This is a genomic window from Corynebacterium sp. 21KM1197 (assembly GCF_033783015.1).
Lineage (GTDB): Bacteria > Actinomycetota > Actinomycetes > Mycobacteriales > Mycobacteriaceae > Corynebacterium.
Genome location: NZ_CP123907.1, coordinates 1,320,877 through 1,334,214 on the forward strand (window position 1 = coordinate 1,320,877; position 13,338 = coordinate 1,334,214).

Sequence of the window (13,338 nt, forward strand, 5' to 3'; positions counted from 1 at the left end):
GACCCAGGGCCATGACGTAGGATGGGAAGCCGTGACTGACTCCGCTTCCCCCGCACGCACTGTTCTCTACCGGGAACGCCAGTGGGTGCCGCTTTATTGGTGGCTCCTCGCGTTCGGCTTAGTGGCGCTCTTGACCGCCCAGTTAGCGCATAATCGCTCCACCGTGTGGCTGGTGGCCCCCGCGATTATCCTTTCCCTTCTGGCGGTGTGGCTGCTGCTGTGGCTCTCCTCCACGGTGGTTCAGGTGGAGCGGGATTCCCAGGGAGTGCGCTGGCTACTCGCGGGCGGGGCGATCCTGCCCCAGCACGCGGTGGATCGCAGCCTCGCGGTGCCCGCCACCGCCAAGCGCAACGCGATGGGGCATCAACTTGACCCGGCGGCCTTTGTGGTCTCCCACGGGTGGGTGCCGGAGATGGTGATGATCGTGCTGGACGACCCCGAGGACCCCACACCCTATTGGCTCATCGGCTCCAAGAACCCCGAGGCCCTACTGGCGGCCTTTACCCAGGGTAAGTAATTCCGCCTACCCCACCGCGCCCGTGGCGGCATACGCGCGCCGAGCCCAGGAATATATCGAGGCCATGGGCCACATTGAGGCCACCGCCACCCCTGATCGTGATTTCCTTTCCCAGTGGGCCGCGCAGGTTCCCGGCCCCCTCATTGACCTGGGCTGCGGCCCTGGACACTGGACGGCGTTCCTCCAGAGCCTGGATCCCCGGCGCCCGGTGCGGGGAATAGATCCCGTGCCGGAGTTCATCGCTCATGCCCGCCACGCCTATCCGGGGATTGACTATTCCCAGGGAGATCTTTCCTCCCTGGGAACTCCCCCTGCGGCGGGCGTAGTGACCTGGTACAGCCTCATTCATCTTGACCCCTCCCTGCTCGCCTCCGCCTTTTCCACTCTTTTAACGCGCTGATCCCGGGTGGCTCGGTGGCCCTGGGCTTCTTCGAGGGCCCACGCATGGTTTCCTTCCCCCACGCCATTTCCTCCGCCTGGTGGTGGCCGCTCCCCGAGGTCACCGCCTTGCTCGCCTCCGCTGGCTTCCGAGTGGAGCACACCGAGCGACGGCAGGATTCCGGTGCCCGTCCTCATGCCGCGCTCATCGCCCGCAGGCCAGGCAGCGCCATTCACTCCAGTGAAAATAGCCTGTAGGCATGGATCTCCTCGCCGCGCTCTCCCCGCTCCTCGGCGTCCTCACGCTCATCACCGTACTCCGGGCAACGTGCTCGGCCATCGAGCGCGGCGACCTGCCCCGCCAATCGCTCGTGGGGTTGCGCACCAGGGCCACGCAGGCCTCCGATGAGGCCTGGGAGGCAGGCCACCGGGCGGCGCTTCCCGCCCTCCGCGCCTCCATCGCCAGCGGGTACGTCACACTCGCCCTATCTGCCGTGGGCGCGGTGTTCTTCCTCACCGTAGGCCAGAATCTTTCCCCCAATTATCTTCTCATCGTCACCCTGAGCGGCCTATTCGTTCCCGCCGTGGTGCTCATGCGCGCGGCCCGCGTGGCCGATCGAGCAGCGCGGAAAATCATCAATCATCACCGCCCCGATTCCCCCTCGCTCTTCCCCGAGCCCCCTTCTTCACGCTCTTAGGCGCAGTCCTGGCAAATGATGGAGCCATCATCCTCCACGTGGGAGATGCGGTTCTTGCGCTGCACCAGGAAGCAACTAGAACAGGTGAACTCATCGGACTGGCGCGGAACCACGGTCACGTTGAGTTCCTCGCCGCTGAGGTCCATCGTGGGCGGCTCGAAGGAGTCGATGATCTCTCCGTCCTCGTTCATAGAGGAGTTCTCCGCCTCTGCGGCCTTGATTCCCTCCAGGGAATCGGTCTCAAGATCATCTTCGGCCCTGCGTCGCGGGGCATCATAATCGGTTGCCATGCGGTTCACCTCTGGCGTCGTCGTTGTGCCACGCCAGTTCGCCCCTGCCCGCGCACAGCGTGGAGGCGGAAAACTCCCGCACACACCCGCGCATCAAAGCGGCCAAACTGGCATTGTGTTCTTGGAGGCGCATATTAAACCACGCAACAAGCCCTGTCATATCCGCAGGTAAAAGAGGATTTCCCGTGGTGCCTACGCGCTCAGGCGCACACCGGCCCCGGAGGCGTCGAGAAGCCCCCTGATCTCCGCCGCGATTCCGGGCGCTGCAGCCAGCGTGCGGTGGAACTCCTCCCCCGGCACGGAAAGCGCCGGGGCCTCCACCACCGCGCCCGCTTCCTGCGCGATGAGTGAGCCCGCCGCGTAATCCCAGCAGTGGATGCCGTGTTCGTAATAGGCATCCAGGTGTCCCTCGGCTACCGCGCAGAGTTCCAGTGCCGCAGAGCCCAGGCAACGAATATCGCGCACTCGCGGCAGGATGGTGCCGAGCGCCGTGGCCTGCTGCTCACGGCGCGGGGCGTGATAGGAAAATCCCGTGGCCACCAGCGCCCGTGCCGCCTCCGAGGCACCGGAGACGCGCAATTCCTCCTCCCCATCGCCCCGCAGCACCAGCGCCCCCTGCCCCCGCGCCGCATGATAAAGGGAACCATCGGCCACGTTGATCACCGCCCCGGCCACCACCTGGCCGTCGATAGCCGCCGCAAGGGAAACCGCATAGCGCGGGATGCCGTAGAGGAAGTTCACGGTGCCGTCGATGGGATCGATGATCCAGGAAACCCCGGTGGTGGAGCGCTGCGCGGAACCCTCCTCCGCGATGATGCCGTCACCCGGCCGCCGCTCCGCGATTCGATCCACCAGGAGTTCCTCCGCCATCGTGTCCACCACGGTCACCGGGTCCACGGCGGAACTCTTGGTCAGGGTATAGGGGCGCAGATCACCCAATTCCGCTTTCCGCTCCCTGATGGCGCTGGCGGCCTCGCTCACCCACCCCTGAGCGAGGTTACGCAGCGAGGCCAATTCCTGTTGATCCATCATGCACACCATTGTGCCGCTTTTGTACACTGCAATGCTATGAGCAGCATCGGTTTTGGCATTGACGTGGGCGGTTCCGGGGTCAAGGGGGCCCGCGTGAATTTGGATAGCGGCGAGTTCGCCTCCGAGCGCATCAAGATCCTCACCCCGCAGCCCGCCACGCCCGAGGCGGTGGCCAAGGTGGCCGCGAAGATCGTCGAGCAGGCCGAGTGGACGGGCCCGGTGGGGGTGACCGTGCCGGGCATCGTGCGCAATCAGGTGGTGGAAAGCGCCGCCAATATTGATTCCTCCTGGGTGGGCACCAACGCCCAGGAGCTTTTCTCCCGCCACTTGGGCGGGCGAGCCGTGACCGTGCTCAATGACGCCGACGCCGCCGGCCTCGCCGAGGTCACCTACGGTATCCCCGAGGCCGCTACCGGGCCCGTCATCTTCCTCACCCTGGGCACGGGGATCGGTTCCGCCATACTTATCGACGGCCACCTTTACCCCAACAGCGAACTAGGGCACCTGGAAGTGGACGGCAAGGAGGCCGAGCACCGTGCCTCCTCCGCAGTGAAGGAACGCAAGGATCTGAGTTATAAGCAATGGGCCAAGCGGGTGGACAAGGTGCTGCACGCCTACGAGGCGCTGTTTTCCCCCTCCCTGTTCATCGTGGGTGGGGGTATCTCCCGCAAGTCCGAGAAATGGATTCCGCTCCTTACCTGCCGCACGGAGGTGGTTCCCGCCCGTCTGCTCAATACCGCGGGTATCGTGGGGGCGGCCATGGCCGTGGAGCGGGTATCCACCCCGTAGCGCATTACCTGCTACACTGTGCGGTTGTCTATCGTGGCCCGGTGTTGTAAATAGGGCCGCGCACCCAGTACAGCGAGGGCATACGGAATCCATGCCGGGCCCCTCGCGGGTATCATCCTTGGATGGTTGAGGAAGCATTAAGCAAGTCGAAAGGGCGTACGTGGTAGCCACCACTACTTCAGGAAACTCCGGTGCGGGAGAAAACGAGGCTCATCAGCCCGTATCCTCCGCCGCTACCGCGAAAAAGACTGCAAAAAAGACCGCGCGTAAAGCTGCCCGCAAGGCCGCTCCCCGCAAAGCAGTAGCCGCCACCCCGGAGGCCTCCGTGGCTCCGGCGACGCCGGAGAAGTCCCCCGCCGCCACCACCGCGAGCGCTGCGGATTCCGCCGAGGCCACCGAGGCGGCCGCCGCCCCGGTGAAGAAGGCCACCAAAAAGACGGCGAAGAAAACGGCCAAAAAGACCGCGCGCAAGGCCACCAAGAGCACCGCGAAAAAGACCGCCAAGAAAACCACGCGCAAGACCGCCGCTAAGAAGAGCACGTCCCGCGCCAAGAAGGTCAAGGAAGAAGCCCCCGCTCCCGTGGAGGAGGATGAGACTCTCACTGAAGAGGAACTCACCCCCCAGGACGAGGATCAGGACTTTGACCCCGCCCTCGACGATGAGGACGAGGACTTCGCGGACGTCGATGACGTAGACGACGTGGAGGATACCGACGTCTCCGAGGAGGGCGAGGAGTCCACGGACGAGGAGGAAGAGGACGAGGGTTCCTCCGTCTGGGACGAGGACGAATCCGCCGCCCTGCGTCAGGCCCGCAAGGACGCCGAACTCACGGCCTCCGCTGACTCCGTGCGCGCCTATCTCAAGCAGATCGGCAAGGTCGCCCTGCTCAACGCCGAGCAGGAGGTTTCCCTGGCCAAGCGGATCGAGGCGGGCCTATACGCCACCTACCGCATGGAACAGATGGACGAGGCCTTTGCCGCCGGAGATAAAGACGCCAAACTCACCCCCGCCGTCAAGCGCGACCTGCGCTCCATCGCCCGCGATGGCCGCAAGGCCAAGAACCACCTGCTGGAGGCCAACCTGCGCCTGGTGGTCTCCCTGGCCAAGCGCTACACCGGGCGCGGCATGGCCTTCCTCGACCTCATCCAGGAGGGTAACCTCGGCCTGATCCGCGCGGTGGAGAAGTTCGATTACACCAAGGGCTATAAGTTCTCCACGTATGCCACCTGGTGGATCCGCCAGGCCATCACCCGCGCCATGGCCGATCAAGCCCGCACCATTCGTATCCCGGTGCACATGGTGGAGGTCATTAACAAGCTCGGACGCATCCAGCGCGAGTTGTTGCAGGATCTGGGCCGCGAGCCCACCCCGCAGGAACTGGCCAAGGAAATGGACATCACCGAGGAAAAGGTGCTGGAAATCCAACAGTACGCCCGCGAGCCCATCTCCCTGGATCAGACCATCGGTGATGAGGGCGATAGCCAGTTGGGTGACTTCATCGAGGACTCCGAGGCCGTGATCGCCGTCGATGCCGTCTCCTTCACCCTGCTTCAGGATCAGCTCCAGGACGTGCTGCACACCCTCTCCGACCGCGAGGCCGGCGTGGTCAAGCTGCGCTTTGGGCTTACCGACGGCATGCCGCGCACTTTAGACGAGATCGGCCAGGTGTACGGGGTGACCCGGGAGCGCATCCGCCAGATCGAGTCCAAGACCATGTCCAAGTTGCGTCACCCCTCGCGCTCCCAGGTGCTGCGCGATTACCTGGACTGAGGCTTTCTAGGCTTTCTTTTCCGAGACGCAGTAAAAGGGCTCCCGCCGCACCGAGAACTTCTCCGATGTGACGGGAGCCCTTTTGCGGGCGACGTGGCTTTTAATTTCCGCCGCTGATCGCTCTGTCGATAACCTCCGCCACGCACTGATCGCGTTCATCGGAGCCCTCTGGGTACTGGTTACCACAGGCAACAATATCCGGGCTATAACGCTGGAACAGCACCAACATCACGATGCCGAATACCACGCTGATGATGAACACCACTACGGACATCACCAGGCCCGCCACGGATACGCCCATGCGGCGCCCCTCCGTGGTGTTCTTCTTAGCCTTGCGCACGGCCAACACGCCCACGATGATGCCCGCCAGGCTCACCAAGAGGGGCGGCACAACAAAGATCAGCAAGAGAAGCAACGCGACCACGGAAGCAATACCCAGTCCCAGCGACCACCCGGCCAGGGGGTTACGCTCCACGGCTGCGGCCGTCCAGCCCTCGTCCGGCTCCGTGGAGGAGTGCGGCACCTGCACCAGGGCGGGGTTGTTCGCCTCCTCCCCCGGCTTCGCTCCGGCTGCGGGCTTGGCAGCCTTAACCTCGGTCTTAGCGGCGGACTTCTGCGCGGCCGCTTTCTCCGCCGCGGCCTTTTCCTCGGGGGTGGGAATCCTCGGGGCCTTTTCCACCGCCGTCTTGCCCTCGGCGGCGGCCTGCTCCAGGCCGGGCCACGCGGCCGGGGCGGCCTGCTTCTTCTTATCGCCGGGCTTCCGGCCATCAGCGGCATCACCCATCGGCACGGCGATCAAGGGTGCCGAATCATCCCCGGACTTTGTGGCCGGGGTGGCCGGGGCCTCCGGCTTCTCAGGGTTCTCCGGCTTCTTGGCGTAGGGGTTCTTCCCCGAGGAGGTCATCTACGTAATCCTTTCGCAGGCTATCCGTATTTATATGGAAAGACCTTAACACTCCCGTGGTACTTACTCACCACGTCCGGGCTCCGGCTGCCACTGCTTCTGCAAGCCCTCCTTGCCATAGCTCAGCCTCCGGTGCAGGGACTCCAGGGGGCCGGGCTTCCCGGCGCGCTCCAGGGCCACGGCGGCGAGCAGCGTGAGCAGCCATACCCCCACCGCGATGAGAGATTTCCCGGCCGCACCCATGCCCTCCGCGAGGTGGAGGGTAAAGGGCAAAACGAGGGGGAAGAACAACACGGATTGCGCCACGTAGCCGGACATGGAGCGCTTGCCCAGCGCCACGAGGGCGTACATCATGGGGTTCATGGTGCCGTCCTGGTTCATGCGGCGCTGCGCGGGCTGGACGAGCAGCGCGATGGCCGCCACCAGACCGGGGCCGGTGAGGTATCCGGCGGCCTGGTTCAGGGCGTAGAGCAGCGGTGCCCAGGAGGCGGGCAGCACGCCGATCTCCGCCAACCCCCAGGGCAGGCCCACGAGGAGGATGAAAGCCACGGCGATCCCGGCCCAGATGGTGAGCCCGCGGCGGTGTGCGGGGACGTCGTGCAGCATGAGCATGCGGGCCATGAGCAGGCCGACGATCATGGGCGGGAGAAGGGAGATAAGAAGGAGCGGGCTGGCAAAGAGCATTCCCAGTAGCATGGCCGCACCGTAGCCGAGGTAGCCCAGGTAGGTGCTAGCCGCCTCCATGAGGGGTGTTCCGGCCATATTCAGGAGGAAGGTGACGATCGCCCCCACGATCCACAGTCCCCCGGCTATCCATTTGAGGTGCTTGTTCCCCACCGCGATGAGCCCGGCCAGCACCAGGCCGCAGAGTCCATAGGTAAACATGATGTCTCCGAAGAAGAGGAACACCATGTGAATGGCCCCAAAGAACATCAACCAACCGTAGCGGCGCAGAAGCACCGCCTGGGCCTTGGGGCGCGGATAGCCACGCCGCAGTAGGCTGAGCGAGATCATGCCCACGCCGAATCCCAGCAGGGTAGCAAACATCGGTAGGCCGCGCACGTGCACGAACATCGCCCCAAAGACCACCACGATCTTGTCCAGCAGGGAATCCTCGCGCACTCCGCCGATGCTTTGCGCCATCATGCCCTCCTGCGCGGGTGCCCAGGCGGTCACCACATTGGCCAGGGCGATGAAGAGGAGCATGAGCCCGCGAGCGACGTCGGGGGCGATGAATCTGGTGGGCACCGCGTGGGTATTTCTGTGCTGGGTGGGTGGAGCGGGTGGATTCGGCTGCGTCATGGTGTCCTTTCTTCCCCTCGGGTGGGGGCGCTCGCGGGGCGGATAGTCCCCCAATATAACGCCCCTGCGCCCCCGTTCTCCCCCGAAGCCACCGCCTTTACCACTTGCGCAGGTAGGCGATCCGATCGCGCAGTTGCTCCGCCGAGCACATCGCCGTGGGCGGCCCGCCGCATACCCGGCGCGCCTCGTTGTGGATCGAGCCGTGTGGCCTGCCGGTGCGCGCCGCCGTGATGGACACGATCGCGTTGAGTTCCTTACGCAGCGTGGGGAGTTCCTCGCTGGCCACCCTGTCCCGGGCGGCCTGCGCCCCGGCGGAGGCCTGCGCCTGGGCCTGGCGTTCCTTTTCCCGCTCGGCCTCGGCGCTGCGGGCGTCCAGTTGCTCCTTTTCCCGCTTGCGCAGCAGGGCGCGCATTTGCTCGGCGTCGAGCAGCCCCGGCAGTCCCAGGTAGTCCGCCTCCTCCTCGGAGCCGCTAAGCGCCCCGGTGCCGTAGGTGGAGCCGTCGTAGATGAGGGATTGCAGTTCCGCCTCGGCACCGAGGGATTGGTAACTGCGGTCGAGGTCGGGCTCGGTCTTTTCCTTGTTGGCCTCCGCCAGGAGGTCATCATCGAGGCCATCGGAGGGACGATCGGGCTTGCCCAGCACGTGATCGCGGGACTTTTCCAGCTTGGAGGCCAGGTCGAGCAGCACGGGAACCGAGGGCAGGAACACCGAGGCCGTCTCGCCCGGGATACGCGAGCGCACGAAGCGCCCAATGGCCTGAGCGAAGAACAACGGCGTGGAGGCGGAGGTGGCGTACACCCCCACCGCCAGGCGCGGCACGTCCACGCCCTCGGAGACCATGCGCACGGCCACCATCCATTCGTCGGTGGAGGCGGAAAACTCCGCGATCCGCTCGGAGGCCCCGGCCTCGTCGGAAAGCACCACCGTCACCGGGGTGCGGGAGATTCTTTCCAGGATCTTGGCGTAGGCGCGGGCGGTCTTGGTGTCGGAGGCGATCACCAGTCCCCCGGCGTCCGGCATGTTCTGCCGCAGTTGGAGCAGGCGGGTGTGCGCGGCGGAGAGCACCGCCGGTATCCACTCGCCCTTGGGGTCGAGCGCGGTGCGCCAGGCGCGCGCGGTCTGCTCGGCGTTGAGGGGTTCGCCCAGGCGGGCGGCGTATTCCTCGCCCGCGCTATCGCGCCAGCGGGCCTCGCCGGAGTAGGCCAGAAAGACCACGGGGCGCACCACGCCGTCGGCAAGCGCGTCGGAATAGGCGTAGGTGTGGTCGGCCTGGCTCACCAGGTGCCCCTCGCCGTCCTCCACGTAGCGCACAAAGGGAATGGCGGAATCGTCCGAGCGGAAGGGGGTACCCGTGAGCGCCAGGCGGTGCGTGGCGTCGGCATAGGCCTCGCGGATACCGTCGCCCCAGCTCTTGGCGTCGCCGCCGTGGTGGATCTCGTCGAGGATCACCAGGGTGCGCCGCGCGGTGGACACGGAATAATGCTTAAACGGGTGCAGCGCCACCTGGGCGTAGGTGACCACGATGCCGTCGTGGGCGGCATTGACGGCATCGGAGTTGCGGAAGTTCGGATCCAGCGAGATCCCCACGCGCGCGGCGGCGCTGGCCCACTGAACCTTGAGGTGCTCGGTGGGCACCACCACGATCACGCGGTCCACGGTGCGGTTATCTAACAGTTCGGTGGCCACGCGCAGGGCAAAGGTGGTTTTACCCGCGCCGGGGGTGGCCACCGCGAGGAAGTCCTTGGGCTTTTTTACCAGGTAGGCGGTCAGCGCCTTGCGCTGCCACTCGCGGAGTTGCCCCTTAACGCGCCCCGTCACTTTTTCCGCAGGCCCTTGTACACCCGCTCGCAGTCGGGGCACACCGGGGAGCCCGGCTTGGCTTGCTTGGTCACGGGGAAAGTCTCTCCGCACAGGGCCACCACCATGTTACCGCTCACGGCGGATTCCACGATCTGGTTCTTCTTCACGTAGTGGAAGAACTTAGGGGTGTCATTATCGGTGGTGGTTTCTTCCCTGATCTCGGGGCGATCGATGGTCGTCGTGCTCGTACTCACCTCACCCATCATGCCCCACTCGTGCCGGTGCGGGCCACATGTGCGGTTACCCTGGGAGCATGGCTTCTCACGGTGCGGTTCCCGACCCCGGGACTATCGACGCCCCCGCCAGTCCCGCTCCCGCTTCCCGACGGCGTCGACAAGCACTACCGAGGGCGCTGGGGCGGCGTCGAGTAGCACTCATCACGGACGCCCACCGCACCCCGGAGCAGGATCTGCGCCACCGGGAGCGCCTGTATGGGATCATGCAGGGGGTGCGCCTGCCCCTCATTTTTCTCGCCCTGCTCGCTCTGGTGACCTGGGAGAATTGGTGGGTGGCCGGTGTACTCTTTTGTGTTTCCGTTCCCATGCCGTGGCTGGCCGTGGTGATCGCCAACGGGCGCGGCGAGCCCCGCGACCCGCGCGCCCAGCAGGTGTATAAGCCCGCGCTGGCGCGCCAGCAGCAGGCCGCAGCCCTGGAGGCCCGCACCACCCGGCCAGAATTGCCCTCCCCCGACCCCACAAAGGACGTTTAATCCATGCCGCTTTCCCGCCTCGCGGACGTCTCCGGCGCCCTGGTGGCGCTGCTGCGTCGCGCCCAGTTCACCGCCTCGGGCATCCGCCACCACCTCGGGGATTCCGCCACCGGTGCCCTCTATCGCGGCGAGCCCGCCGCCGTGCGCCGCGCCGCAACGGACGATTCCCCGCTCTCCTTCCTCATTCGCTTCTTCCTCCTCCACGATGAGGTGCCGTGGGCACGCTGCCGGGAGGTTCTGGGCGAGGAGGTGGCCCAGGGTTTGCTGCGCGCCTCGGCCCTCACCGTGAGTAATGACCGCGCGCGCATGCTCATCGACGTCCGCCCGCACGTTCTCTCCGGGCTGGATCAGTGGGTGTTCTCCGATACGGACGCCTCTGTGACTCAACACGTGCCCGGCCCCGATCACGTCCTGGGCGTGGGCTCGGCCAGCGTTTCCCTGCTCGATTCCGTGCCCGCCTCCCCGGTGAGCCGCGTGCTGGATCTGGGAACCGGCTCCGGGGTGCAGGCCCTGGGGCAGGTGCCGTGCGCGGAGCACCTCACGGTCACCGACGTCCACCCTCGCGCCCTGGACTTCGCCCGCGCCACGTTCCGGGGCGCTGCTGCTTCTACGGCTGCGGGGCAAGCAGCGGGGGCGGCGTTCCCCGAGGTTGAGGTGCTTCAGGGCTCCTGGTTCGAGCCCGTGGCGGGCCGGCTTTTTGACCGAATCATCACCAATCCGCCCTTTGTGGTAGGCCCGCCCGCCGTGGGGCACGTGTACCGCGATTCCGGCCTGGCTCTCGACGCCGCCTCGCGCCTGGTGCTCTCCCAGGCCCCGCAGCACCTGCTCCCCGGCGGAACCGCGCATGCGGTGGCCGCCTGGGTACACCGCGAGGGGGAATCCTGGCAATCCCGGGTGGCCTCCTGGTTGCCCTCCCACGGCGTGCAGGCCTGGGTATTGCAGCGCGACGTGGCCGATCCCGCCCTCTACGTGGGCACCTGGCTGCGCGATGAATCCCTCGATCCCCGCTCCTCGGAGGCCGCCCGCCGCACCGAGGAATGGCTGGACTTCTTCGCCCGGGAGGGCGTGACCGGCGTGGGCTTTGGCTTCGTGGCGCTCCAACGCTTAGCCGATGAGGAGCCCACCGAGGTGGTGGCCGAGGAACTCCACCACGAGTTTCAGGATCCCCTGGGCCCGGAGGTGGAGGAATACTTTGTGCGCACCAACTGGCTGCGCTCCCTCCGGGGTACCGATGAGGTGCTCTCCTGCCGCTTTAGCCTGCGCCCCAGCGTGGCCCGCGAGCGGGTGAGCGTGGCCGATACCGCCACCGGCATGGGGTTTAGGCCCGCCGTGCAGCGGCTCAGCCGCATGGACGGGCCGCGCTTTAGCCACGAGGTAGACGAGCACATCGCGGCCATCGTCTCCGGATTGCACCCCGAGGGCTTGAGCCTGGGCGAGGTGGTACACCTGTACTGCGCCGCCCAGGATCTCGACGCCGATAGCGTGCTGCCCGAGGTCAGCGCCGCCGTGGTGGACCTAGTGCGCCACGGACTGCTGCTGCCCGCCGATCTCGTGGAGGAGGAATCCCGATGAAGGCCGTGCTCAGCCGAGTGACCCGAGCTCGGGTAACCGTAAACGGAACCACCGTGGGGGCTATCGACGGCCCCGGGGTGCTCGCGCTGATGGGCGCGCACCGGGAGGATACCGCCGAGGACGCCGCCCTCATGGCGCGCAAGATCGCGGAGTTGCGGCTCCTCGATGGCGAGGTCAATGCGGTAGACGCGGGCGCGCCGGTGCTAGTGGTGAGCCAATTTACCTTGCAGGGGCGCACCGCCAAGGGGCGGCGGCCCTCCTGGGCCCAGGCTGCACCCGCCGACCTCGCCCAACCCCTCATCGAGGCCGTGGTGGCCGCGCTGCGCGACCAGGGCCTCACCGTGGAGCAAGGGCAATTTGGGGCCATGATGCAGGTGGAATCCGTCAATGACGGCCCCTTTACCCTCCTGGTGGACACCCGGGAAAAATAAGCGGGAACTAATGCGAGGGGCCGGGCGTTGTACTTGGCAGCATCGGTGAGAACGAGGAGGCTTTCATGACAGCGTCGGTGACCGAGTTTGACTCTGAGGAACAGGATCGCGGCAGCCGCCGTAATCAGACCAACGATAATCCCTCCGCAGACCTGGTCCGCGTGTACCTCAACGGCATCGGTAAGACTGCACTGCTCACCGCCGAGGACGAGGTGGAACTGGCCCAGCAGATCGAGGTGGGGCTCTATGCCGAGCACCTCCTGATCCACTCCGAGGAACCCCTCACCCGCGCCAAGAAGCGCGACCTCAAGGTCCTGGCCCGCGAGGGGAAAAAGGCCCGCAGCCACCTGCTGGAGGCCAACCTGCGCCTGGTGGTCTCCCTCGCCAAGCGCTACACCGGGCGCGGCATGCCGCTGCTGGACCTCATCCAGGAGGGTAACCTCGGCCTGATCCGCGCCATGGAGAAATTCGATTACTCTAAGGGCTTTAAGTTCTCCACGTATGCCACCTGGTGGATCCGCCAGGCCATCACCCGCGGCATGGCCGATCAATCCCGCACCATTCGCCTCCCCGTGCACCTGGTGGAGCAGGTCAATAAGCTCTCCCGCATCAAGCGCGAGCTGTACCAGCACCTGGGGCGTGAGGCCACCAACGAGGAACTAGCCGAGGAATCCGGCATCGACGAGTCCAAGATCGAAATGCTGCTGCGCCAGTCCCGCGACCCGGTGAGCCTGGACATGCCCGTGGGTGCGGACGAGGAGGCCCCCCTGGGCGACTTCATCGAGGACGCCGAGGCTGCCGACGCCGAGAGCGCCGTGGTGGCCTCCCTGCGCCACTCCGATATTCGCTCCGTGCTCTCTACCCTGGAGGAGCGCGAGCAGGACGTGATCCGGCTGCGCTATGGGCTTGACGACGGCGTGCCGCGCACCCTCGATCAGATCGGCCGTCGCTTTGGGCTTTCCCGGGAGCGGGTGCGCCAGATCGAGCGCGAGGTCATGAGCAAGCTGCGCGACGGCGAGCGCGCCGACCGGCTCCGCGATTACGCCCAGTAAGGTTTTTCTTCTCCCGGCCCTGGCTGGCTTCG

The 13,338-nt window shown here is 66.2% G+C and carries 16 protein-coding genes; 10 read left to right on the top strand and 6 right to left on the bottom strand.

Annotated elements, in window-relative coordinates:
* Positions 1-31 precede the first annotated feature (31 nt).
* From OLW90_RS06430 to OLW90_RS06445, 4 genes are all read left to right on the top strand, one after another.
* Positions 32-517, top strand: a complete 486-nt coding sequence (locus OLW90_RS06430) for a DUF3093 domain-containing protein (protein ID WP_319649266.1) — start codon at positions 32-34, stop codon at positions 515-517.
* Positions 518-581: 64 nt separating this feature from the next.
* The gene (locus OLW90_RS06435) at positions 582-917 is read left to right on the top strand and encodes a class I SAM-dependent methyltransferase (protein WP_319649267.1); all 336 of its coding nucleotides are present in this window, start codon (positions 582-584) and stop codon (positions 915-917) included.
* 44 nt (positions 918-961) lie between these two features.
* Complete coding sequence (locus OLW90_RS06440) at positions 962-1,153, top strand: hypothetical protein (protein ID WP_319649268.1); 192 nt, start codon at positions 962-964, stop codon at positions 1,151-1,153.
* Between the two features lie 2 nt (positions 1,154-1,155).
* Positions 1,156-1,593: an SdpI family protein gene (locus OLW90_RS06445; RefSeq protein ID WP_319649269.1), complete on the top strand. Its 438-nt coding sequence runs from the start codon at positions 1,156-1,158 to the stop codon at positions 1,591-1,593.
* Here OLW90_RS06445 and OLW90_RS06450 read toward each other — a convergent pair.
* Positions 1,590-1,883, bottom strand: coding sequence for a DUF4193 domain-containing protein (locus tag OLW90_RS06450; RefSeq protein ID WP_319649270.1), 294 nt, complete (start codon positions 1,881-1,883; stop codon positions 1,590-1,592). The genes OLW90_RS06445 and OLW90_RS06450 overlap by 4 nt on opposite strands.
* 192 nt (positions 1,884-2,075) lie before the next feature.
* A complete protein-coding gene (locus tag OLW90_RS06455; protein WP_413464505.1) occupies positions 2,076-2,912 on the bottom strand; it encodes an inositol monophosphatase family protein in 837 nt (278 codons plus the stop codon).
* Between the two features lie 39 nt (positions 2,913-2,951).
* On the opposite strand from OLW90_RS06455, the gene ppgK reads away from it, so the two are divergent.
* Complete coding sequence (ppgK, locus tag OLW90_RS06460) at positions 2,952-3,704, top strand: polyphosphate--glucose phosphotransferase (RefSeq protein ID WP_319649272.1); 753 nt, start codon at positions 2,952-2,954, stop codon at positions 3,702-3,704.
* Positions 3,705-3,864: 160 nt separating this feature from the next.
* Positions 3,865-5,475 (top strand): RNA polymerase sigma factor, encoded by a 1,611-nt coding sequence (locus tag OLW90_RS06465; RefSeq protein WP_319649273.1) that lies wholly within the window; start codon positions 3,865-3,867, stop codon positions 5,473-5,475.
* A gap of 100 nt (positions 5,476-5,575) precedes the next feature.
* Here OLW90_RS06465 and OLW90_RS06470 read toward each other — a convergent pair whose 3' ends face one another.
* The 4 genes from OLW90_RS06470 to OLW90_RS06485 form a co-directional block, all read right to left on the bottom strand.
* Positions 5,576-6,379 (bottom strand): DUF4190 domain-containing protein, encoded by an 804-nt coding sequence (locus OLW90_RS06470; protein WP_319649274.1) that lies wholly within the window; start codon positions 6,377-6,379, stop codon positions 5,576-5,578.
* Between the two features lie 63 nt (positions 6,380-6,442).
* A complete protein-coding gene (locus OLW90_RS06475) occupies positions 6,443-7,681 on the bottom strand; it encodes a DUF418 domain-containing protein (RefSeq protein ID WP_319649275.1) in 1,239 nt (412 codons plus the stop codon).
* Positions 7,682-7,778: 97 nt separating this feature from the next.
* A complete protein-coding gene (locus OLW90_RS06480; RefSeq protein WP_319649276.1) occupies positions 7,779-9,500 on the bottom strand; it encodes a DEAD/DEAH box helicase in 1,722 nt (573 codons plus the stop codon).
* Positions 9,497-9,736, bottom strand: a complete 240-nt coding sequence (locus tag OLW90_RS06485) for a DUF3039 domain-containing protein (protein ID WP_082418545.1) — start codon at positions 9,734-9,736, stop codon at positions 9,497-9,499. The genes OLW90_RS06480 and OLW90_RS06485 overlap by 4 nt, the downstream gene beginning before the upstream one ends.
* A gap of 59 nt (positions 9,737-9,795) precedes the next feature.
* Between OLW90_RS06485 and OLW90_RS06490 the strand changes: the two genes are divergently transcribed.
* The 4 genes from OLW90_RS06490 (at position 9,796) to OLW90_RS06505 (ending at position 13,306) form a co-directional block, all read left to right on the top strand.
* Positions 9,796-10,251, top strand: a complete 456-nt coding sequence (locus OLW90_RS06490) for a DUF3099 domain-containing protein (protein ID WP_319649277.1) — start codon at positions 9,796-9,798, stop codon at positions 10,249-10,251.
* Positions 10,252-10,254: 3 nt separating this feature from the next.
* The gene (locus tag OLW90_RS06495; RefSeq protein WP_319649278.1) at positions 10,255-11,823 is read left to right on the top strand and encodes a methyltransferase; all 1,569 of its coding nucleotides are present in this window, start codon (positions 10,255-10,257) and stop codon (positions 11,821-11,823) included.
* Positions 11,820-12,254, top strand: coding sequence for a D-aminoacyl-tRNA deacylase (gene dtd / locus OLW90_RS06500; RefSeq protein ID WP_319649279.1), 435 nt, complete (start codon positions 11,820-11,822; stop codon positions 12,252-12,254). Before OLW90_RS06495 ends, dtd begins: the two co-directional genes overlap by 4 nt.
* Positions 12,255-12,319: 65 nt before the next feature.
* Entirely contained in the window at positions 12,320-13,306 is a 987-nt protein-coding gene (locus OLW90_RS06505) for a sigma-70 family RNA polymerase sigma factor (RefSeq protein WP_319649281.1), read from the top strand.
* Positions 13,307-13,338: the final 32 nt, after the last annotated feature.

Excerpts from the sequence above, each read along its gene's own strand:
- OLW90_RS06445 (WP_319649269.1), top strand. The coding sequence starts at position 1,156 with ATGGATCTCCTCGCCGCGCTCTCCCCGCTCCTCGGCGTCCTCACGCTC.
- OLW90_RS06450 (WP_319649270.1), bottom strand. The coding sequence starts at position 1,883 with ATGGCAACCGATTATGATGCCCCGCGACGCAGGGCCGAAGATGATCTT.
- OLW90_RS06475 (WP_319649275.1), bottom strand. The coding sequence starts at position 7,681 with ATGACGCAGCCGAATCCACCCGCTCCACCCACCCAGCACAGAAATACC.
- OLW90_RS06435 (WP_319649267.1), top strand. The coding sequence starts at position 582 with ATGGGCCACATTGAGGCCACCGCCACCCCTGATCGTGATTTCCTTTCC.
- dtd (WP_319649279.1), top strand. The coding sequence starts at position 11,820 with ATGAAGGCCGTGCTCAGCCGAGTGACCCGAGCTCGGGTAACCGTAAAC.
- OLW90_RS06495 (WP_319649278.1), top strand. The coding sequence starts at position 10,255 with ATGCCGCTTTCCCGCCTCGCGGACGTCTCCGGCGCCCTGGTGGCGCTG.
- OLW90_RS06440 (WP_319649268.1), top strand. The coding sequence starts at position 962 with ATGGTTTCCTTCCCCCACGCCATTTCCTCCGCCTGGTGGTGGCCGCTC.
- ppgK (WP_319649272.1), top strand. The coding sequence starts at position 2,952 with ATGAGCAGCATCGGTTTTGGCATTGACGTGGGCGGTTCCGGGGTCAAG.
- OLW90_RS06470 (WP_319649274.1), bottom strand. The coding sequence starts at position 6,379 with ATGACCTCCTCGGGGAAGAACCCCTACGCCAAGAAGCCGGAGAACCCT.
- OLW90_RS06490 (WP_319649277.1), top strand. The coding sequence starts at position 9,796 with ATGGCTTCTCACGGTGCGGTTCCCGACCCCGGGACTATCGACGCCCCC.
- OLW90_RS06455 (WP_413464505.1), bottom strand. The coding sequence starts at position 2,912 with ATGGATCAACAGGAATTGGCCTCGCTGCGTAACCTCGCTCAGGGGTGG.
- OLW90_RS06505 (WP_319649281.1), top strand. The coding sequence starts at position 12,320 with ATGACAGCGTCGGTGACCGAGTTTGACTCTGAGGAACAGGATCGCGGC.